This is a genomic window from Fimbriimonadaceae bacterium, from assembly GCA_019638795.1.
GTDB lineage: Bacteria > Armatimonadota > Fimbriimonadia > Fimbriimonadales > Fimbriimonadaceae > JAHBTB01.
On the sequence record JAHBTB010000001.1, the window covers coordinates 111,646 to 132,735 of the forward strand.

Sequence of the window (21,090 nt, forward strand, 5' to 3'; positions counted from 1 at the left end):
TCAGGCGGCGTCGGACTGGTCGCTGTACACCGACACCCGGTCGCGTCCGGAATGCTTGCTCTCATACAGGGCCATGTCGGCCTGCCTCAAGATGTCCCGCGGGTCGTGGTGACCCGCCTCCGCCGTGGCGCAGCCGACGCTGACGGTGAGGTGCAGTCCGTCGAACGGTTCCCGCGCGACCGCCTGGCGCAACGACTCGGCGGTGTGGGCCGCGCCCTCCTCGTCGGTGTCGGGTAACAGGACGGCGAACTCCTCACCGCCATAGCGGGCGACCACGTCGGACTTGCGGCAAGTGGCCTTCAACCGCTCGGCGACCGCGCTCAGGACCTTGTCGCCGACCAAGTGGCCGTACTGGTCGTTGACCGACTTGAAGAAGTCGATGTCGAGCATAAGCACCGACAACGGCGCCCGGTTGCGGACGGCGAGCTCCACGGCATGCAGAAAGTGCTGCTGGAACGACATGTGGTTGTGCAGGCCCGTCATGGCGTCGGTCGTCGCCTGCTGGCTCAGGGCTTGGTTCATTTCCTCGACCTGTTCCATGCGCAGTTTGAGCTGCTTCTGTAAGTCCACAAGCTGGGTGACATCGTGGCCGTTCACGACCACAGCGTTGATGAGCGGCGTCGTCAGGTGGTTCGAGATGTCTAGTTGCAGAATGCGCCTCAGCCCGTCCGGGGTCACAAACTCATACATCCCCCGCACCCGGCCGTTCTCCTGGGCCATCGCGGCAGCCAGGGCCGACTTCAGGGCGTCTGGGCACGCGGCGAACTCCTCCAGGGGGTGTCCCTGCACGTCGGTCGGCTCGCGTCCCGTGGACACCGCCAAGCCCGGGCTGGCATAGGTGACGGTGGCCGTCTCGTCCAGCAAGAGCAGGACGTTGTCCGAACCTTCGACCAGAAGTTGCATACGGTCGATGGACTCGCGGCGGGCAAGGTCGAGCAGCACACTGTCGGTGACGTCGTGGACCACGACGAGGCTGTCGGACATGCCGCACGGAGAAACGACGACGTCGAAGTAGCGGCCCGAGGCACCGTGACGGAACCGGGCCGCCCGCTGGTCAAAGGTCGCCGTGCGCATCGCTTCGCAGACCATCTCGCCAAGCCCGGTCGGCAGGGCGACCGTCCACAGGAAGCCTTCGACGAGGGCGTCGGGCGCGACCAGACCCGCGTTGTCGCACAGCCGGACAAGCGACCCTTGGTAGTCGACCCGGAGCATGGTGACCGGTAATGAAGCGAGGAGGGCCTCGTCGGCGGCCAGGTGCTCGTGGAGTTCTTCGCGGAGGGCGTGTTCGTTCGTCTGGTCGTCGAGAGCCAGAGCGGCCCAACCCGAATGGGCAAACGCAGAAATCTGTGCGCTCAGGCGCAACTCTCGGCCGCTGGGGGTCGCGGTCACCCAGTCCAACTGCGGGCACGGCACGCCGTGCTCCATGTCCGACCAAGCCCGCTTCACGAGGGTGAGGTCGCCGCTCAGCCCGACGACGTCCCACACCAACTGGTCGCGGACGGCGTCTGCCGAGGTCTCGAAGAGGTTGGTGAACGACCGGTTCGTCATCTGCACGCGGCCGTCGCGGTCAAAGAGGGCGACGGGACGAGGCCAGTCGGCGACCATGGCCTGGAAGTCGTCGGAGATCGGCGTCATCCCTTCCCTCCCGGCAGTCGGGCCAGCCACTGGTCGACGTCGTCTGGAGTCATGGTGGCTAGGGCGAGGACCTTGGACCTCGACTTAGCCCCCTGCCTGACCGTGACGCTGGTCTTCGCCACCCCAATCGACTTTGCCACCAGTTCGACCACTGCCTTGTTCGCTTCCCCGTCGGCGGGCGGTGCGCTGACCCAGACCAAGCAACCCCCTGCCCCGTCTGGCTCCACCCGTTCTCGCGAGGCCCGGGTCGTCACACGGACCCTCAGCTCAGCGCACGGTGGCGTCAACAGCACCTCCTGACTTAGTGGGATTCTCGGGTCGTCGTGGCCCCGTTTTCAGGTCGCTCCGCCACCGGTTTCAGTCCGTCGGCGCGCGGGAGGCCCCCCTGCGGCTTCCTGGCCCGGGGGATCTGCCTTGCCCGACTTCACCTTGCCAGCCATGATGTCGGCCACTTTTTGGCGGTTGTTCTTGGCCTGCGGGTCCTCAGGAGCCAACTTGATGTAGGCGTCCCAAATGCGTAAGGCGTCGGTGTAGAGTCCCAGTCTCGTATAGGCGTGGGCCAAGATCCTGAACGCGTTAGGGTGAGGCGGGGGTACTTGCTTGTCGATGCCTTTCAGCACTTCGACGACGCTCACATAGCTCTTGGCCAGGTAGTAAAAGTTGGCGACGGGATACAGGTGGTCGCGGTCAGAAGGGTTGCGCTTGGCGTACTGGATGTACGTCAAAAGCTCCAGATCGGGACGCTCGATGTTCTTGTACATCCAACCGAGGTCGGTGGCGGTCTCCTCGTCGAGCGGTTGAAGCTCTTGCTTGACCTTCAACATCTGGATGATGACGGGAAACTCGCCGTCCTCAAACCACTTGTCGCTCTGCTGGGTCATGCGGTCGCCAAACGCCTCGTCAATGTCGGACGCTGCCTCGCTCGCCTGGGAGAAGGCCAAGGCCGACAGAAGCAGGGCGAATGCGAAGGCGAGCGGTTTCATGGTTGTCCGAGTGCTTTGATCAAGGCGTCCTGGACCATGGCCGGGTTCGCCCGGCCCTGGGTCTTCTTCATGACCTGTCCGACAAAGAAGCCGAGCAAGCTCTCCTTCCCGGCGCGGTACTGGTCGGCCTGGGCCGCGTTCTCGCGCACTACTTCTTCACAGACGGCGGAAAGCTCCGCCGGGTCACTGATTTGGGTCAAGCCCTTGGCCTTCACCAGTTCCGACGGGGCCTCACCGGTCTTGAACATGTCACTAAAGACATCTTTGGCGATTTTCCCGCTGATCGTCCCGGCGTCGATCATCTTGGTCAGTTCGACGATGTGCCCGGGGCGCACTTTGCTCGTCTGTCCTTCCGCCGCCTCACCGACCGACACCGCGGTCTGTCCCGCTTCGTTCAGGAGCTTGGCAAAGTCGCCGTTCATCCAGTTGCACACCTGCTTGGCGTCGCCCCCTTGGGCGACGGCGGCCTCAAAGAACTCCGCCCATGTCCGGTCGGCGGTCAGGACGCCCGCGTCATAGGCACTGAGCCCAAGGGAGTCTTGGTACCGCCGGGCCTTGGCCAAGGGCAGCTCGGGCAGGGCGGCACGCTCGGCCTCGATCTCGTCTTCGCTGAACTCCAACGGGACCAAATCGGGGTCCGGGAAGTAGCGGTAGTCTTGCTCCGACTCCTTCTTGCGCATCACGAAGCTGGATTCGGTCTGCTCGTTCCATCCTCGCGTCTCTTGGACGACCTGCCCACCGCCTTCCAGAACGTCGATCTGGCGCTTGCGCTCGAACAGGGTGCCCAGTTGCACCGATCGGAAGCTGTTGAGGTTCTTCAGCTCTGTCTTCGTGCCGAACTTCTCTTGCCCTGCGGGTCGGACACTGATGTTGGGCTCGCAGCGGAGCGAACCTTCCTCCATCTTGCCGTCGCACACGCCCAGGTACAGCAAGACCTGGCGGAGTTGGACGAGGTATTCCCGCGCTTCGTCGGGGTCTTCGATGTCGGGCGGGAACGCGGTGACGATCTCCATCAACGGCACTCCGGCCCGGTTATAGTCGACGCCGCTGCCCCCGGTCGGGAGGTGCATCAGTTTCCCGGTGTCCTCTTCAAGGTGGACGCGCTGGACCTTGATCTGCTTGGTCGTGCCGTCAGCCTTGGGAATCTCCAGCCAGCCGTAGTAGCCGATCGGGTTGGTCTCGCCGTACTGGCTGACCTGGTACCCCTTGGGCAGGTCGGGATAGAAGTAGTTCTTGCGGTGGAAGACGCTGTGGGCGGGCACCTGGCAGTTCAGGGCGAGGGCCGTGCGCAGGACCATCCGGATGGCGCTCCGGTTAGGGACGGGCAGCGTGCCGGGCAAGCCCAGGCACACCGGGCACACCCTGGTGTTCGGCATCCCGCCAAAGGCAACCGGACAGCGGCAGAACATCTTGCTCGCTGTCCGCAACTCGGCGTGCACCTCCATGCCGACGCTGAGAACGTAATCCGCCATGTGCCAGCGAGTCTACTCGGGCGAGGCGGCCCGGTCGGCCCGACGGTGGTCCTACGGCGCGGTTGGGCCGATGTGCCCCCGCTACCCTGCGGTACCGGGCTGGCGTCCCTCACACTCGGAGGATGACCGCGCAACACGCGACGCAGAAGTTCCAGACCGGCCCCGTCTCTCAGGCGATGCTGGACGAGCTCGGCCGCTACGTCGTCTGCGAGCCGCAGCCCTTCGTGGTCGACCTTCAAAGGAGCCAAGGCATGTGGCTGGCCACCGTCGACGGCGACCGCCTGTTCGACTGGATGGGCTACTACGGCAGCAAACTGCTCGGTCATAACCATCCCGGACTCTACGAGCCTGAGTACGTCGAGCGGCTCGTGCGCGCCGCCAACAACAAAGTCGCCAACCCGGACTTTCTCACCCCCGAGTGTCTCGCCTTCTACCGGGCCGTCCACGAACTGGCCCCCCGGGCGATGCGCAACCCCAACCTTGAGGTCTACGCGGTGAACAGCGGGGCCGAAGCGGTCGAGAACATGATGAAGTACCTCGTCAGCCGCTTCAACAGCCGTAAGATGTCGGAGGGCAAGTCGCCCACCAACCGTCGGTTCGTCTATTTCGACCGGGCGTTCCATGGCCGGACGGTCTACGCCCTCGGAGTCACCCAGACCGTCGACCCCGTCGCGACCAAGGACTTCCACGGGCTGACCTCGGGCGGGAACATCAAGCTGCCGTTCCCGGAGTACGACAGCGACCGCACCGAGGCGGAGAACCTCAAGACGGCCCAGAACGTGCTGGAGATGGCCGACGTCGTCCTCGGCCAGATGGCCGACGAGTTGGTCGGGCTAATCGTCGAGCCGATCCAGGGTGCGGGGGGCCAGCGGGTGGCCCTGCCCTCGTTCTTCCGTGGCCTTAGCGAGATCTGCCACAAGCACGGGGTCGCCCTCGCCTTCGACGAGGTCCAGACCGGGCTCGGTTGCACCGGTGAGATGTTCGCGATCGACCACTTTGACCTTCCCTACGCCCCCTTGGCGGTGGCGACGGGCAAGAAGTTTGGGGTGGGCCTGGTCTACATGCACGAGCCGCTGGACGAAGTCGGTGTCCTCGACTCGACATGGGGAGGGACGCTGGCCGACATGGTCCGCGTCGTCCGCGAATTGGAGATCGTGCGGCGCGACGGCCTTGTCGCCGAGGCCGCCCGCAAGGGCGAGTATCTGCACAGTGCGCTCCGCGACCTGCAAAAGCGCCATTACGGCGTCATGCTCAACGTCCGCGGCCTCGGCCTGTACCAAGGGTTTTCCCTGGACTCGGCCCAGCGAAAGGCCGCGCTGCTCAGCCACGCCCGGGCCGAGCACGGCACGCTCCTCCTCGGGGCGGGCACCGACGCGGTGCGGTTGCGGCCGAACCTCGACGTCACCGTCGAAGACATCGATCTGTTGGTGGACATCCTCGACCAGAGCCTCCATGCGGTAGCCTGAGCCGGCTTGCCCCAGCCCTTATGAACCTCCTGTCCGACCCACAGACGTACATCAGTTTCCTGACGTTGTCGGTGCTTGAGATCGTCCTCGGCATTGACAACATCATTTTCATCGCGATCCTCACGGGCAAGTTGCCCGAGGCCGACCGCCCGCGGGCCCGCACCATCGGCCTGAGCCTCGCGCTCATCACCCGTATCCTCCTCCTCCTGTCCATCAGTTGGCTGATGAAGCTGACGAAGCCGCTGTTCCATGCGATGGACCACGACTTCACCGGCAAGGACATCGTGCTGATCCTCGGCGGCCTCTTCCTGATCTGGAAGGCGGTCATGGAGATCCATGAGAAGCTCGAAGGCGCCGAGGAGCAGCCCAAGGACGTTAAGGCGAGGGGGTTCACCGCGACCATCGCCCAGATCATCGCGATCGACATCGTGTTCTCGCTTGACTCGGTCATCACCGCCGTCGGCATGTCCAACCAGATCCCCGTCATGGTCGCGGCGGTGGTCGCCGCGGTGGGTGTCATGCTCGTCGCCGCCGGAAAGATCAGCGACTTTGTGGAAAAGCACCCCACGATCAAGATCCTGGCCCTTTCGTTCCTTCTCCTTGTCGGGGTGAATCTTGTCGCGGACGGCTTCGGTAAGCACTTTGACAAGGGCTACACCTACTTCGCGATGGCGTTCGCCGTCGGCGTCGAGATCGTCAACATCCGGGTCCGGAAGAAGACGAACCCGACCCGGCTGCACGACCCATTCCCGGCCGAAGACATCGAGCAAGCCCAACGAGAGTCGTGATCCCATGATCCAGACCGACAAACTGACCAAGGTCTTCCCTAACCCCAAGGGCAAGCCGGTGCGGGCGGTGGACGCGTTCGACTTCACCGCCGTCCCCGGCAAGGTCCATGCCCTGCTCGGCGTCAACGGGGCGGGCAAGACGACCGTCTTGCGGATGCTCAGCACCGTCCTCAAGCCCACGTCGGGCAGCGCCACCGTGAACGGGTTCGACGTGGTCAAGGACCCCGAAAAGGTCCGACAGTCCATCGGCTTCCTCTCCACCTCGACCGCGGTGTACGGCCGGTTGAAGCCTCTGGAAATGCTCGCCTACTTCGGGACGCTCTATGGGCTAGACGACGCGACGATCAAGCGCCGCACCCATGACATTGCCGAGCGGCTCGACATCATGCCGTTTGCCGACCGCTTGTGCGACCAGTTGTCGACCGGCCAAAAGCAACGGGTGAGCATCGCGCGGGCCATCCTCCACGACCCCCCGGTCGTCTTTTTCGACGAGCCGACGGCGGGCCTCGACGTCCTCACCGCGCAGACCGTCCTCCAGTTCATCGAGGGGTGCCGCGACCAAGGCAAGACCGTGGTCTTCAGCACCCACATCATGAGCGAGGTCGAGAGGCTCGCCGACGACGTCTCCGTCATCCACGAAGGCACCCTGAAGGGCGCGGGCACGCCGGCCGAGATCGTCGCGACGACGGGCTCGCCGAGCCTCGAAAAGGCGTTCCTCCGCCTCGTCGGCTACAACGAGCCCGTCACCACCGCTTAGAGTCAGATGCTGGCCGGTTTGTCGGCCAAGACCCGGACGCGGTACCCGAGCGACTGGCTGAGCGAGACCATCTCCTCGAAGATGTCGCCGTATGCCACCGCGACGTGGTTGCTCATGTAGGTCATCATCAGCGACTGCTTGCTGATGCCCAGGTCGGCGGCCATGAACGGCCACTCCCGCGTTGTGCCGTTCCACATCTCGTCGCGCAAGGCCGTGGGCAGTTTGAGCGACTCGCCCCGGCCGACGTCCATACACAGCTCGTCCTGGCTCATCCACGCCCGGGCCCATGTGATCTGGCCGGGGAGGCTCTCGCCGCTGAAGCTGCCGCCGGGAATCGGGAAGTACTGGACCGGCTGCCGGTAGGAGTGGACTCCCTGCAGGGTGTCCGGGTCGTGGTTGAAAGCGTAGGCCCCGCACGACCCAGAGTTGAGGAGGACCCAGAACGTCCGGCCCTCGTAAGTCCCCGCCCAGCGGACGTCGTGGAACATGACCGCCTCGTGGAGCCCCTTGGCCTTCAGAAGACGCTTCATCATCTCCATCGGGAGGAGGTTCCCCTGGTCGGCCTCGGTCGAGCACACAAAGGTCGAGCCGTCGCTCTCGGGCCGGCACTTCGAGTTAAAGAGGCCTTCGGCAAAGTCTGACGGCGGGCGCTGGCGGAACATGCCCAGTTGGTACTGCCAACCCACGCACGACGCGCCGAACTCTTCGCAGATGTCCTTCACCGCGAAGTAGTCCCGCAACTGCTCGCGGGTGGCCTCGGGGCCAAAGTCACCGTGATAGTGGAACGTCACGCCCTTGTCGTTCACAAACTTGACCGCGTCGTCGATACGCTTGTCGTCGATGTTCTTGCCGTAGTCGACGATCCAAGCCTGGTCGACCTTCTGTTCCGTCATGCCGACCCGGGCGACCCGCTGAGGACCGAAGTAACCGTTGATCATGCCCATCGAGGTGTCGCCCAGCATGACGGCCAGTGGTCGGCTCGCCTTCATCTCCGAGTAGACGTTGTTCGCGGCGATGCTGAGGGTCTGCTCAGGGACGTGGATGTGTTCGGTCGAGTACGAGACAAAACCGTCGCGACACCAACCCTCCAGGCCCTCCATGAAGTGCTCGTCCTTCGTCCAATCCTCCGCCTCGGTCCAAAGGCGTGAAGCGTGCCGTCCGTGGGACTCAAGGCATCCCGCCGTGTTGAGAAGGCCGACGAGGCCGGGCCAGCGGCCGCTGAAGTTGCTCGCGAGCAAGAGGGGGTTGTCGTTCACGATCGCGCCGGCGGACGTGTGTTGGCCGTACACCCAGTGGGCAAAGATGCCGACCATCGGGTCGCGGACGGGGCCCAGCTTACGGATGCTCTCGATCGGCTTGGTCAGAAAGCCCTCGATACGGTAAGTCTCTTTGCCGAGGGCCTTGAGGGCGAGCTCCATCTGTCGCGTCGCCTGCTCCACGTTCTCAAGGGCGAGTTCGTTGGCGAGGGGGCGATAGTCTCCGGGCCAAAATATTGCGATCCGATCCACGGCCTCCAGATTATCCGAACCAGGCCTGGCTTGTCAGGGTCAACGACACCGATTCAGTCGAACATTTGCGCCGCGAACGACCGAGGGTCGAAGTCGACGAGGTCCTCTGGCTTCTCGCCCAGGCCGACCAGCTTGATCGGCACCTTGAACCGGTCGTAGATGCCCAGCAAGGCGCCTCCCCGGGCGGTGCCGTCGAGTTTGGTCAGGACGAGGCCGGTCAGCTTGGCTGCCGCGGTGAACTCCTCCGCCTGGCGCAAGGCGTTCTGACCCGTGTTCGCGTCGAGGACCAACAAGGTCTCATCGGCAGGGCGGCCGACCGCCTTCTCCACGGACCGCGCGATCTTGCTTAACTCCGCCATCAGGCTCGCTTTGGTGTGCTGGCGTCCCGCCGTGTCGGCCAAGACATAGTCCATGCCCCGCGACTTGGCTGCGGTGACCGCGTCAAAGACGACCGACGCCGGGTCAGACCCTTGCTGGGCACCGACGAAGTCGGCCCCCGACCGCTTGGCCCAAAGTTCCAGCTGTTCGACCGCCGCGGCGCGGAACGTGTCGCCCGCGGCGAGAAGGACCTTGCGGCCTTGCCCCACGAGCCGGGTGGCGAGTTTGCCGATGGTCGTCGTCTTGCCCACCCCGTTCACGCCGACAAACAGGTAGACCGTCGGAGGAAAATTGCGGAAGAGCATCGTCTCCCCGGGCTGGCTGAACCGACTGGCGATCGCCGCTTGGAGCCTGGCCTTCATCGCCTCCGGCTCGGTGATCTTTTCCTCGCGGACGGCCCGGCGGAGCTCGTCGAGGATCTCGGTGGTCGTCGTGACGCTCGTGTCCGCCTGGAGAAGCGCTTCTTCAAGCTCCTCGTAGAGGTCGTCGTCAATGACACCCCGGCCCATCAGCCGGTCGACCCGCTCCATCAGCCGCTTGAACATGCGGCCCAAAGTATCCCCCGCCGGGTAACTTCACGGCTTCCGGTCCCGTAGTCACGGCGGACAGAAGCGTCATGCGTCAGGCTCTACAGGTTCTCAACAAGGAGTGGATCGAACTCCGGCGCGACCGCCGCGTCATCATGAACGTCTTCGTCCTCCCCGTCTTCATGATGCTGATGTTCGGTTACCTCTTCGGCACCCTCGAAGAGAAGCTGGGCAAGGAGCCGGACCTCACCGTCCACGTCGTGGGCGACATGGCCAACCCGGTGGTCAAGCGCATGATGGAGGGCGAAAAGAAGGCGAAGGTCGTCGCTTCTACCGACCTCGAGGCGTCCATTGAGAAGATCAAGAAGGGTGACGTCCGCATGGTGGTCGAGGTACCGGCGGACTACGCCCAGAGGGTCGCGGTCGGCAAGGGTCTTCTCAAAGCCCACTATGACAAGAACGCCCCCCTTGGCAACATCGCCTTCGGCCTCCTGACCCGGGCGGCCGAAAATGAAAACGCCCACCTCGTCGAGTCGCTGGTCGTCGCCTCCGGCAAAGACAAGTCGCTGGCCAAGCCGGTGAACATCGAGAGCATCGACGCGAACCCCCAGACGGGTCTTGGGGCCTCTCCCTTGGCCAGCTTGCTCCCCTACCTGGTCGTCCTCTTCTGCTTCACCAGCGGGATGGCCGGTGCCGCCGACATGGTCGCCGGCGAAAAGGAGCGCGGCACGTTGGAAACCCTCCTCGTCAGCCCCGTAGACCGTAACCAGGTGGCGGCGGGCAAGTTCCTCGCCCTCTTCCTGACCTGCTTGGCCGGGTCTGTCGTCGCCCTTGTCGCCGTCGTCGCCGTCGGGGCGCTGGGCCTGCCCGCGACAAAGGCCATCTTTCCGACCGGCGTGTCCCTCTCGCCCGTCGCCGTCTTCGTCCTCGTCGCGGTCATTGTGCCGTTGGCGGCCATGTTCGCCGGCCTGATGCTGGCCGTCAGCACCCACGCCAAGACAATGCGCGAGGCGGGGACGCTTCTCGGCCTGATGAACCTCGCCGTCATCGCGCCCGCCGTCCTCAGCCAGGTGGTCGGGATCGCGGGGATGGACAAGGCGGCGTGGGTGCGCTGGACCCCGGTGCTGAACAACGCCATCGCCCTCAAGGGCGGCCTGGCCGGCAACGTCGACTGGGCGATCGTCGGGACGGCGGTCTTGACGAGCGGCGTCCTCGCCGCGCTGGCGATCGCCCTCAGCGTCCGCCTGTTCCAGCGGGAACAAGTCCTCGCCCGGGTCTGACCCTAACTCGACGAACCCAGCATCTGGGCTAACTGTGAGCTCTGGGCCTGCAAGTTGGCCAACGCCGTCTCCATCGCGGTGAACTTGGCGCGGAGGGTGTCCTCCTGCAGGGTCAGGAGGTCGTTCTTCCGGTTGATCGAGTCCGTCATGTCGTCGATCTGGGACTGCAGTGAGTCGTCGATGCTCTTGAAGATGCCGGTCGTGGAGTCGGTGAACGAACTCAAGGACCGGTTCAACTGGCTCGTGAGGCCCTTTGAGAAGACTATCGAACCCACCGACCCCGTCGCCGTGCCCGTGTATTGGATCTGAAGGTTCGACGTGTTCGCGTTGGCGCTGTCGCCGATGAGGAACTGGCCGTTGCCGGTCGCCGTCTCGCCGTTGATCGTCCCCGCCACGTCAAGCCCGTCGACGGTGACACCGTCGCCCGTCCCCACGCCCGAGTTGTCGGCGGCCGCGGCGAGGTTGCTCACCATCGTGAACCGGGCCGTCGAGCCGTAGCGCTTGCTGACCACCTGCAGTTTGCCGTCGCCGTCAAGCGATGCCACAACGTTGTCCTTAAGGCGGGAGTCGCTGTTGATCTTGTTGACGAGGTCCGCGGCCGAGCTCCCCGAGTCGACGTACAGGGTGACGTCACCGGACGAGAACAGCGACCCACTGAAAGTCAGGTGCTCGTTGCCGACATTGGCCAGGGTCTGCGCCGCCGCGCCGGTGAACTGGGTCTTCGTCGCCGCCTGGGTGATGTTGACCGAATATCCAAGACTCGTCGAGGCCAGCGTCTTGTCGGTCGCGCTGACATAGGTGATGTTGGCGTTCGTGCTGGAACCCGAGTTCACCATCAGGCTCTTCACCGAGTTCACGTCCGTCGTCAGCGCGTTGTTGAGCTTGCTCGTGTCCAGGTTGAGCTTGCCCTTGTCGTCGAGGGTGAAGCCGAGTTGGGTCAGCGACTTGTACGTGCCCGTGCCGGACGTCGAGAACAGGATCTGGTTCACCGAGGACTGGATCTGCTGCACGGTGTCGTCGCCGAACAGGGGGCCCGAGTCATACGTCTTCGAGTCGAACTTCGAGTACTGCGCCACAAAGTCAACGAAGTTGTTGTAGGCGTCCTTGAAGCTGGAGAAGGCGTCAGTGATCTTTTGAGTGTCCTGGGAGACTCCGACGGTGACGGTGGCGTCGTCCTTGAGCAGGTTCAGGGTGAGGCCCGGGACGACGTTCGTCACCTGGTTCGAACTGGCGCTCACGGTCAGGCCGTCGACAGTCACGCTGGCGTCCTGGGCGGCGACGAGCTGGTTGCCAAACCCCTGCTGGAGCAACCCGATGTCGGTCAAGAGGCCGCTGCCGTCCGAGATCGAACCGGGCACCGGCGCACCGGCCATCTGAAGTTTGGAGACCGTCTTGCCGTTCTGCGTGACGCTCACGACCGAAGCCGTGACCCCCGCCCCGGCCGCGTTGATCTTGTCCGAGACCGTCTGCAAAGAGTCTGTGCTGAAGTCGACGCCGATGTCGATGCCGTTGATGGTGAAAATGCCCGAGTTCGTCAGACCGGTCAGTGTCCCGATCGTCGAAGTCGAGTCGGAGAAGCCATAACTCAGGCCGGTGCTCGGGGCCGGCGACTCGCGCAAGGTGGCAGCGCCCGAGAGCACACCGATGGAGCCCAGGAACGTCCCTGTCGCGTCGGCGAGTTGGACCCCTCCCTTGGCGCCCGACACCGAAGAACTGAAGGTGATGTAGGCCGCGCCCGACCCACCGTCCAGCACACTGGCGACCACACCGTTGCCCAAGGCGTTCACTTTGGCGGCGACGGAGGTCAGGGAGTCAGAGGTGTTGACCTGGACCGACTTGCCGTTCACGACGAACGTGCCCGACATGTTCAGGGCGTCGGTCGCGCTCGACTGTGCGGCGGATGCGACCTTGTGGTTCTGGGCCAGTTGGTTGATCTTGACGGTGTACTGCCCGGTGGCGGCCGTTCCCGACGGGGTCACGGTCAATGCCGACGTGTCGCTGCTCGTCGCCGCCGAAGGGTTGAAGTTCCCCGCGGTGCTCAATCCGGCCAAGGCCGTCGTGATGGACTGGACTTGGGACTTGAGCTGGGAATAGACCAGTTGCTTGGCCTGAAGCACCTGTTGTTGTTGCTGGATCCGCTGGATCGGCAACTGTTCGATCTGGATGAGCTTCGAAATGATGCTGTCGACGTCGATACCCGACGCCAACCCTGAGAAGTGGATGCCCGAAGTCGACCCTAAGCTCATGTTCCCTCTTGTAGGTGTTCCGCATTTCGCGGAGAAAATCGAGGGGGCCCGCCCGGCATAGGCCGGACAGGCCCCGTAATCTTAGAGGAGACCCACCAGGTCCTTGGCCCGGGCCACCTGTTCGGCGACCTGCTCGCGCAGCGAGTCAAGGTCCCCTTCGGTGTAGTTGAGCACCTTCATGGCGCGCGGGTCGATCTGCCCCTTCACGCCGACAAAGGTCGGGTCGCTGAGTTCGCTGGCCAGGTAGTCCGCGATATGGACACAGGCGGTGGTCGGCGAGACGTTGTTTTCCGGCAGGTGGTCGTGGTCCCGGATGGCGTCGACGAGCACGCTCGGGAAGTTCCACTTCTCCGCCAGGGTCGCCCCCAGTTCAGCGTGGGTGAACCCGAGGATACGGGTCTCCGTCTCCGAGATCGGCTCTTCGTTCTTGAGCGACGCGGTCAGGACTTCCTGGTACGGCAAGGTGAAGAGCGTGAACAGGAACAGCCTGCCGACATCCCGGAGCAGACCAGAGACGAAGACCGTCTCCACGTCCTTCCGCTCCATGTTGCGCTTCCGGGCGAGTGTCTCGGCGGCGGACGCGGCGGCAAAGGAGTTCTGCCAATACGCCTTCTGCGTCTCAATGACCCTCGGGCTGGACGAAGTGAGAATGTTGAGGACGCCGATGGAGAGGACCAGGTTGCGCACCTGATGGAGACCCAAGATCGCGATCGTCTGGTTGACGTTGACGATTTGGCGAGGCAGACCGAAATAGGCCGAGTTGACGACCTTCAGCAACTTCGTCGTGATCGCCGTGTCCAACGAGAGGTGCTTCTCGATCTCTGCCGTCGACACGTTTTCGTTCTCCGTCGCCTGGACGACTTGCAAAACGACCCCGGGAAGGGCGGGCAGGTCGACCATCGCCTTTTCGATGTAGCGTCGTAGTAGGAAGTTTTCTGATCTCAGTGCCATGGTTGTTGTCTGCTTCTCACCTGTCTGACGGGATCACCCCGTTCACGTCCACGATCAGGGCCACGTTGCCGTCGCCCAAGATGGTCGCCCCGCTCACGCCCACGGTCTCGCCGCAGAAGCGGCTGAGGGACTTGATGACGACCTCTTGCTCCCCGATCAACCTGTCGACGACCAAGCCCACCCTCTGTTCGGCCAGACCGACGACGACAACGTAACTATCGGCCTGATCGCCGCCGTTGCACACCTCGAAAACGTTCCGAAGTCGTAAGAGTGGCGTCGTCTGACCCCTGATCACGATCACCTCGCGCCGGTTGATCCTCTGCACCTGCGACGGGTCGAGGAACAAGGTCTCGATCACGCTGCCCAGGGGCAACACAAACACATGGCCGTTCACGTCGACGAGCAGGCCCCGGATGATCGCCAGAGTCAGGGGGAGGCGCAAGCTGAATCGTGAGCCTTCGCCCGGGGTCGAGTCCAAGTCGATGACGCCGCCCAGCTTTTGGATGTTGGAGCGGACGATGTCCATCCCCACCCCGCGGCCGGAGACCTCGCTGACTTCGGCGGCGGTGCTCAACCCGCTGTGGAAGATCAGTTGCAGGGCCTCCTTGTCGGACATCTTCGCGGCCTGGTCGCTCGTGATCAGGCCCTGGTTGACCGCCTTCGTCCTGACCCGCTCCAGGTCGATCCCCTTGCCGTCGTCGATGATCTCGATGACGATGTGGTTCTCCTGGTGCCGGGCGCTGACGATGACCCTGCCCTGGGCCGGCTTGCCGACCTTGCTCCGCTCGGCCGGCGCCTCGACGCCATGGTCGACGCTGTTGCGCAGGATGTGGAGCAGGGGGTCGCCGATGACTTCGATGACACTGCGGTCAAGTTCGGTCTCGCCTCCCACCAGGTCGAGCTTCACGTCCTTGCCAAGCTTCTGGGCCAGGTCGCGGACGACGCGGGGGAACCGGTTGAAGACGGTCTCGATGGGCATCATCCGTGCCTTCATGATCTGGTCTTGAAGGTCTGCGGTGATCCGGGCGATGTGGCCGACGGTCTCCTGGAGCGCGTCGACCTCCCGGTCCTGATACCGTTGGCTGATCTCGATGCCGATCTGCGAGATGCGGGTGCGGTCGATGACCAACTCGCCGACCAAGTTCATCAGGTTGTCGAGCCTGGCCACGTCGACACGGACGGTCTGCCCCGTCTCGCCCTTGCGCGTCGCCCCAGAGCTTGCCGGAGCCTCGCCGGACGGCGGTGCCGCCGCGGTGTTGGCGGTTTGTGCCTGAGGCTCGGCGTCGGGCTCGTCCTCCTCGGTCGGAGGAGCCCAAACATCGACGGTGACACTCTCGACCTCGCCGATTTCCTTGAACTTGGCGAGGATGTCTTCGGCAGAATCCTTGGACTGAATCGCAAACTCGAAGTCGAGTTCGAACCGTTCTTCCTCCAGGGCTTCCAAGTCGGGCGCGGTGACCAAGACTTCACCGTGCTCCTGCGCGACAGACAGGGCCATGAAGGCCCGGACGTACTTCATCACGCAGTCGGGGTGGAGCCGGAACCGAGCGTGGAGGATCGGCCCTTCGGCCAGTGCCTCTTGAAGGACGGGGACCAGGTCGGCCGGAATCATCGACTTCGCCGCCTTGGGCGCGACGATGAGTTTCAACGCCGGGGCGGCCTCACCACCGTTGCCGATGGCATGGAGCTGCTCGACCAGGTTGCCGCACTCGACGGCGTCGCCGTTACCCTCCCTGATCTGCTCCGCCATCTTGCCTAGGGTGTCGATGCACTCCAGGAGCCGGTCGGCGATGTCAGTCCGGATCGTCAACGTGCCGTTCCGCAGCTGGTCCAGGATGTTCTCGGTCTCATGGGTCAACTCGGCAAAGCGTGAGAAGCCCATGGCGCGGCTGCTGCCTTTGAGCGTGTGGGCCGCGCGGAAGATCACCTGGAGCCGCTCGGGAGTCGGCTCACGTTCCAAGATCAAGGTTTCTTGCTCCAGCACCTCGAGTTGCTCCTCCGCCTCCTGGAGGAACAAATCGACGTATTGGGACATGTCAAGTTCGGCGCTCATCGTGTTGTGCTTGCGGCCATGCCGCGTCGGGGTCAGGCTGCCAAGGCCCGGTCGAGGTCAAGAAGGGTGATCAGGTTTTCGTTTCGTCGGGCCACGCCGCGGACAAAGTCGTTGTCCACGTCGCTGACGAGGGCCGGGGTGTCCTCGATCTGATCGGGCTGGAGGGTCATGACCTCCGTCACCGCGTCGACGACAATGCCGACGTTCCCGCCCTCGCTCTCCACGACGATGATGCGGGTGTTCTCCGTCTCGTCGGCCTGGGCTAGGTTGAAGCGGGCGCGCAAATCGAGGACGGGGATCGTCTTGCCCCGCAAGTTGACCAGGCCGCGCACATGGGAGTCGGTCTTGGGGATCGATGTGATCTCTCTCAGCCGGATGATTTCATTGACGCGGAAAATGTCGATCCCATACGCTTCGTCAGCGAGTCGGAAAACGACAGTCTGAAGCTCGTCGGGAGAGTTGGCAGACTCGCCGACCGCCCCGTCTTTTGGTGCCAATTCCATGTGATGGATTGTTGGCTGGCCGGGCCCGCAACTTTACTGTTCCCGACGGAGGGTCGGCCGACCGGGTATCCCATGCGCAATGGCCCGGGTCCGGCTGATCGCCACCGACCTCGACGGGACGCTCCTGACGAGCCGCCGCGAGGTCCACCATGCCTCGGCGTATGCCCTGCGCACCGCCCACGAAGCGGGGATCGTCGTGTGCCTGGCCAGCGGGCGCGCTCTGAACACGATGCTCCCCTACGCCGAGCAGCTGGGCATACCCGGGCCGATCGTCAGTTGCAACGGGGCGTATGTCATCGACCAAGACGGGGGCGTGGTCCGCGACCACACCTTGGACCAAGCGACCCGGGACACCCTGCTTGCCTACGCCGAGGAGCACGGCCTGCACGTCAACGCCTACGTCAAAGGGCGTGTCCTAGCCAGCGAGAGCGGCGCCTGGTTCGAGTTGTACCGGTCACGTGTCCGGTCGGAGCTTGAAGTCGTCGGCATGGCGGGGCTCGCCTCCTATGTGCCGACCAAGTTGCTCTACATCAGCGACCCTGACGACATCCAGGCCCACCGTGCCCGCCTCCTTCCCCTCATGGCCCAGTCGGGGGTGACGGTGGTCGTCAGCGAGCCCGACTACATCGAGTTTCTGCCGGTGGGGGTCACCAAGGGCGGTGGACTCAAATCGGTGGCCGACTCGCTGGGGATCGACCGGAGCGAGGTGGCCGCCGTCGGTGACTGGGACAACGACCTGGAAATGGTCCAGTGGGCCGGGTTCGGCGGGGCCGTCGCCAACGGTAGCGACGCTATGCGGCAGGCCGCCGACGTCGTCGTCGCGACCAACGACATGGGCGGTGTCGCCGAGTTTCTCGAACTGGCCCTCCGACGGAGTGAGGTTGAGGGTGGGTATACTCACCCGGTCGAGGTATGAACATGAGGTTCTGGACAGTTCTCACTGCAATCGCCATGGCTGGCGCGGCATTCGCGGGCACCATCACCGTGACCTCGCCGTCCAACGGTGACTTCCTTGGTCAAAACAACCAAGTCAAGTTCAACATCACCGGCTCTTCGGCGAAGGTGACGGTCAAGGCGACGGCGACTTCGGTCACCGACCCGGCGATCAACATCACCGTCCAGGATGACTTCACCCCTCCGGTCAGCGGTGAGATTTCGGGTTCGCTGACGCTCAACTTCAACCAGAGCGTCCCTCAGGGGCCCTACACGCTGAAGGTGCGGGCGACGGAACCCGGCAACACGTACAACTCGCCGGCGGACCTTACTCTGACCATCGACATCGACAAGCCGAAGTTTCTTGACTTCAACCCCCTCAACAACAGCTTTGTAAAGGGCATTGTCCCAATCACCGCCTCGTTCCGCGAGGAAAACATGAAAGAGTGGCGGGTCCAGGTCGGCGGCAGCGACATCCCGAACAACACCGGCGTCACCAACGACCTGCTGGTGAACTGGGACACCACCGGCTTCACCAAGGACGGCCCCCAGAGCATCTCGATCAAGGCCACCGACAAGGCGAACAACCAGGACTCCAAGTCGATCAACCTGACGATCGACCGCCTGCCTCCGTCCCTCGCCGTCAATTCGCCGCGTGACGGCGACACCTACCGCTCGGGGTCCAACATCCCCGTCGTCCTGACCGCCACCGACCAGTTCAGCGGGTCTCTGGACAAGTACGCCATCACGGTCGAGATCACCACCATGGCCGACGTGGTCATCGGCAGGGTCGCCCGCAGTTCGGTGACCGTCAACGGCAACAGCGTGGTGTGGACAGGACGTCTCCGCGCGACCCGCAACTTGCCTGCCCAATTCAAGCTCCGCTTCACGGCGGTCGACAAGGCTGGAAACGTTGCGACGACGCAAACAGTCCTGGTGAACAGAGGATCGCGGGTTTCCACCCGAACATTTCGATAGCCGCGAATGGGCCAGCATCAACTTGACCTGACCGCACGTCTGGAAACAAATAGGAGAACAACTGAGTGAGCGCAAGGAAGCAACGGCTAGGCTGGACGCTGGTGGCCACTGTCTGTGGGGTCGCCGCACACGCCCAAGTCCCCGATCTCTTGAACGCGTTTGACGCCGGTGGCCGCGCCATGGCCTTGGGCGGCGGTTCTGCTGTCACCGACAGCGACACCCGATCGGCCCTGAACAACCCCGCGACCCTGGCCTATGTCCGGGAGCCCATGTTCCGGTTCGACGTCCGCAATTTGCCGGACAGCACGGTGAACGTCACGGGGAGCTTTGTCAACCGGACCAACACGACCGACCCAGGCCTAGGCAAGAACGCCATCACCCATCTGGGATACGTCACCCCCTACAAGGACGGCACGTTCGGCGTCTCCTTCACGCGGACCGGCTACATCAAGAACCGGACGACCGGCGACAACCTGACCAACGGGTCGCTGACCGTCCGGAACCTGGTCGAGGTGACCGAGGCGACGACGGACATGTTCACGTTCAGCTACGGACGTCCCAGTGGCCGCTACAACATCGGTTACGGCCTCGTCCTCGCCAACCAGTACGTGAACGGGTCGCAGCGCTACAGCTTGTTCGACAGCGGGAACAACAACGTCGGCACCGTGGACAGTTCCGCCAGCGGAAACAGCTACGGCGTCGGCGCGGTCTTTGGCATCCAATCCCGGCCGCAGGCGGACGAGAACTACACGTGGGGCGCCAGCGTCCGCACCCCGATCTCCCTGACCGGCAACTCCGACACCAAGGACTACCTGGGGCGGCTGCCCGGAAAACTGTCCTTTGGCGCGGCGGGCCGCCACGACCTCCCGGGCCGACAAGACTTCTTCGCTTGGGCCTTGGGCACCGACTACTACTTTGGCGGTGACACCAGCGGCATCATCGAGCGGAGGAACAACTGGGGCTTCGGTGGGGGCGTCGAATACAACCTCTTCAAGTTCAACGCCCGCATCCCCTTGCGGATCGGGTACGCCTACATCCCCAACGGTGGCACCGGCTTCTCTGACCGCAACGCTTTCACCCTGGGCATCGGTTACCGGCCAGACAGTTCACCGTTCTCCGTAGACCTCAGCGTGGCCAAGGTGACCGGCACCGGCAGCGGCCCCTACGACCTCGCCCTCGGCGTGACCTACAAGCCGGGCAAATCCAAGTGACGCGCATGAAGACGACCCAAGCGATACTGACCGTGGCGCTGGCCCTTACGGCCGCCTTCGCCCAGGCCCAAGCATGGAGCGACGCCTACGACAAGGCGGTGAAGGCCGCGAACTCGGGCCAATGGGCCGAGGCGCGTGACGCGTTCAAGGAAGCCACGGCAAGCCGGGCTGAGGACTCCAACAAGCCGACCAACCTGGGCGGCTCGCTATTGGAGCGCACGACGTGGCGCGACGGTGCCCTCTACTCACCCAACTTCGGGGCGGCCTATGCCATCTTCCGGCAGGGTATGGCGGCCACGGACGGGGCCGAGGCGACCCGGCTCTTGACCGTCGCCACCCAAGAAGGCGAGGCTCTCGTCGCCAAGGGCCAGGCAAGCCAAGAGATTGTCCACGTTCTCGTGACCGCCTACACCAAACTTGGTGCCATGGGCGTCGAGGGTGCGGCTGACGCCGCGGCAAAGGCTGGGGCCCTGGCCGGCAAGGCGCATTGGCGGGTCGATAACAGCTTCGTCGCCCCCACCGACATGGGCGGCGCCAAGTCCACCGAACCACAGCAGACTTCAAAGCCGACGGCGACCAAGGTCAACAAGCCCGCCGTCTCCGGCATCAAGGGTAATTCGACCTTCTATCGGGTCAAGGCCGGAGATTTCACCTCCGTGGCCGACGTCGTGGCCGACCCCACCGAGAAGATCCCTGCCAAGGCCGACAAGTTCGCCTTGGTCATCGGTAACGGCGAGTCTCGCGTCGACGAACTCAAGATGGACTATGCCCCCGGCGACGCCGAGATGGTCCGCAACGCCCTGGTCGACCACGCCGGCTACATGCCTGGCAACGTGTCCTTGCTGACCAACGCGTCCGCCAGCCAAATCATGACGGCGGCGCAAGAGCTGGCCGCCCGAGTCCCCGAGTACGGCACGGTGACGATCTACTTCACCGGCGTGGCCGCCAATCTCGACGGGAAGGACTACCTTGCCGGTGTCGGGGCCAATTCGGTCACCGACACCTCGCAGATGGTCGCCAAGATGGACCTCTTCCGGACGTTCATGCAACGCGGGGCGAGGATCTTCGCCTTCTTCCAGGTGAACCGGGAGAACCGTGACGGCAACGTCTTTGGCACCGAGATCCCGCGGGTCGGCCAAATCTCGCAGATGCAGGCCACCCTGCCGGGCACGACGGTCACCGCCGTCACCAACGGCAAGGAGACCCACGGTGCCTTCACCAACGCCTTCACCAGCGTCCTGACCCGGTTCCATACGAACACCGTGCCGCTCTTTGAGTTCGCTTGGCAGGTGTTCTACAATATGCGCCGGGGCGGTAACACCGGGGTCGGCGGAGGTAGCGAGCAGACACCGACGTTGCCGGTTCTTTCCAACCTGTCGTCAGACGCACCGTTCTAGATCGTCATAGGTCGGCGCGTGGCG

The 21,090-nt window shown here is 64.0% G+C and carries 18 protein-coding genes; 8 read left to right on the forward strand and 10 right to left on the reverse strand.

Going from position 1 to position 21,090, the window contains the following annotated elements; genetic code table 11:
• From KF857_00540 to gatB, 4 genes are read right to left on the reverse strand one after another with little or no spacing between them, the layout of a single operon-like run.
• Positions 1 to 1,635, reverse strand: coding sequence for a diguanylate cyclase (locus tag KF857_00540; protein ID MBX3110468.1), 1,635 nt, complete (start codon positions 1,633 to 1,635; stop codon positions 1 to 3).
• Positions 1,632 to 1,922, reverse strand: coding sequence for a DUF167 domain-containing protein (locus KF857_00545; GenBank protein MBX3110469.1), 291 nt, complete (start codon positions 1,920 to 1,922; stop codon positions 1,632 to 1,634). Before KF857_00545 ends, KF857_00540 begins: the two co-directional genes overlap by 4 nt.
• A 48-nt stretch (positions 1,923 to 1,970) precedes the next feature.
• Complete coding sequence (locus KF857_00550; GenBank protein MBX3110470.1) at positions 1,971 to 2,618, reverse strand: hypothetical protein; 648 nt, start codon at positions 2,616 to 2,618, stop codon at positions 1,971 to 1,973.
• On the reverse strand, positions 2,615 to 4,090 hold the full coding sequence (gatB, locus tag KF857_00555; GenBank protein MBX3110471.1) for an Asp-tRNA(Asn)/Glu-tRNA(Gln) amidotransferase subunit GatB: 1,476 nt from the start codon (positions 4,088 to 4,090) through the stop codon (positions 2,615 to 2,617). The genes KF857_00550 and gatB overlap by 4 nt, the downstream gene beginning before the upstream one ends.
• Positions 4,091 to 4,212: 122 nt before the next feature.
• Here gatB and KF857_00560 point away from each other — a divergent pair, with 122 nt between their 5' ends.
• The 3 genes from KF857_00560 to KF857_00570 are packed head-to-tail and all read left to right on the forward strand — an operon-like array spanning position 4,213 to position 7,101.
• Positions 4,213 to 5,556: an aminotransferase class III-fold pyridoxal phosphate-dependent enzyme gene (locus KF857_00560; GenBank protein ID MBX3110472.1), complete on the forward strand. Its 1,344-nt coding sequence runs from the start codon at positions 4,213 to 4,215 to the stop codon at positions 5,554 to 5,556.
• Between the two features lie 20 nt (positions 5,557 to 5,576).
• Positions 5,577 to 6,344, forward strand: a complete 768-nt coding sequence (locus KF857_00565) for a TerC family protein (protein ID MBX3110473.1) — start codon at positions 5,577 to 5,579, stop codon at positions 6,342 to 6,344.
• Between the two features lie 4 nt (positions 6,345 to 6,348).
• The gene (locus KF857_00570; protein ID MBX3110474.1) at positions 6,349 to 7,101 is read left to right on the forward strand and encodes an ATP-binding cassette domain-containing protein; all 753 of its coding nucleotides are present in this window, start codon (positions 6,349 to 6,351) and stop codon (positions 7,099 to 7,101) included.
• Between the two features lie 2 nt (positions 7,102 to 7,103).
• On the opposite strand, the gene KF857_00575 is transcribed toward KF857_00570, so the two are convergent.
• Positions 7,104 to 8,609 carry a hypothetical protein gene (locus KF857_00575; GenBank protein ID MBX3110475.1) on the reverse strand — a complete coding sequence of 502 codons (1,506 nt, stop codon included), beginning with the start codon at positions 8,607 to 8,609 and terminating at the stop codon, positions 7,104 to 7,106.
• Positions 8,610 to 8,662: 53 nt separating this feature from the next.
• The gene (gene ftsY, locus KF857_00580) at positions 8,663 to 9,532 is read right to left on the reverse strand and encodes a signal recognition particle-docking protein FtsY (GenBank protein MBX3110476.1); all 870 of its coding nucleotides are present in this window, start codon (positions 9,530 to 9,532) and stop codon (positions 8,663 to 8,665) included.
• A 71-nt stretch (positions 9,533 to 9,603) separates the two neighbouring features.
• Between ftsY and KF857_00585 the strand changes: the two genes are divergently transcribed.
• A complete protein-coding gene (locus KF857_00585; protein ID MBX3110477.1) occupies positions 9,604 to 10,794 on the forward strand; it encodes an ABC transporter permease in 1,191 nt (396 codons plus the stop codon).
• Between the two features lie 2 nt (positions 10,795 to 10,796).
• On the opposite strand, the gene fliD is transcribed toward KF857_00585, so the two are convergent.
• From fliD to KF857_00605, 4 genes are all read right to left on the reverse strand, one after another.
• A complete protein-coding gene (gene fliD, locus KF857_00590; protein ID MBX3110478.1) occupies positions 10,797 to 13,040 on the reverse strand; it encodes a flagellar filament capping protein FliD in 2,244 nt (747 codons plus the stop codon).
• An 81-nt stretch (positions 13,041 to 13,121) separates the two neighbouring features.
• Positions 13,122 to 13,991 carry an HDOD domain-containing protein gene (locus KF857_00595; protein ID MBX3110479.1) on the reverse strand — a complete coding sequence of 290 codons (870 nt, stop codon included), beginning with the start codon at positions 13,989 to 13,991 and terminating at the stop codon, positions 13,122 to 13,124.
• A gap of 16 nt (positions 13,992 to 14,007) precedes the next feature.
• Positions 14,008 to 16,044 carry a chemotaxis protein CheA gene (locus KF857_00600; GenBank protein ID MBX3110480.1) on the reverse strand — a complete coding sequence of 679 codons (2,037 nt, stop codon included), beginning with the start codon at positions 16,042 to 16,044 and terminating at the stop codon, positions 14,008 to 14,010.
• A gap of 32 nt (positions 16,045 to 16,076) precedes the next feature.
• Positions 16,077 to 16,547 carry a purine-binding chemotaxis protein CheW gene (locus tag KF857_00605; GenBank protein ID MBX3110481.1) on the reverse strand — a complete coding sequence of 157 codons (471 nt, stop codon included), beginning with the start codon at positions 16,545 to 16,547 and terminating at the stop codon, positions 16,077 to 16,079.
• 79 nt (positions 16,548 to 16,626) lie between these two features.
• Between KF857_00605 and KF857_00610 the strand changes: the two genes are divergently transcribed.
• The 4 genes from KF857_00610 to KF857_00625 all read left to right on the forward strand — a co-directional run bounded on the left by KF857_00610 (position 16,627) and on the right by KF857_00625 (position 21,066).
• The gene (locus tag KF857_00610) at positions 16,627 to 17,463 is read left to right on the forward strand and encodes an HAD family phosphatase (GenBank protein MBX3110482.1); all 837 of its coding nucleotides are present in this window, start codon (positions 16,627 to 16,629) and stop codon (positions 17,461 to 17,463) included.
• Between the two features lie 2 nt (positions 17,464 to 17,465).
• Positions 17,466 to 18,458: a hypothetical protein gene (locus KF857_00615; protein ID MBX3110483.1), complete on the forward strand. Its 993-nt coding sequence runs from the start codon at positions 17,466 to 17,468 to the stop codon at positions 18,456 to 18,458.
• Positions 18,459 to 18,523: 65 nt separating this feature from the next.
• Entirely contained in the window at positions 18,524 to 19,669 is a 1,146-nt protein-coding gene (locus KF857_00620) for a hypothetical protein (protein MBX3110484.1), read from the forward strand.
• Positions 19,670 to 19,674: 5 nt separating this feature from the next.
• A complete protein-coding gene (locus tag KF857_00625; GenBank protein MBX3110485.1) occupies positions 19,675 to 21,066 on the forward strand; it encodes a hypothetical protein in 1,392 nt (463 codons plus the stop codon).
• The last annotated feature ends 24 nt before the right edge of the window (positions 21,067 to 21,090 follow it).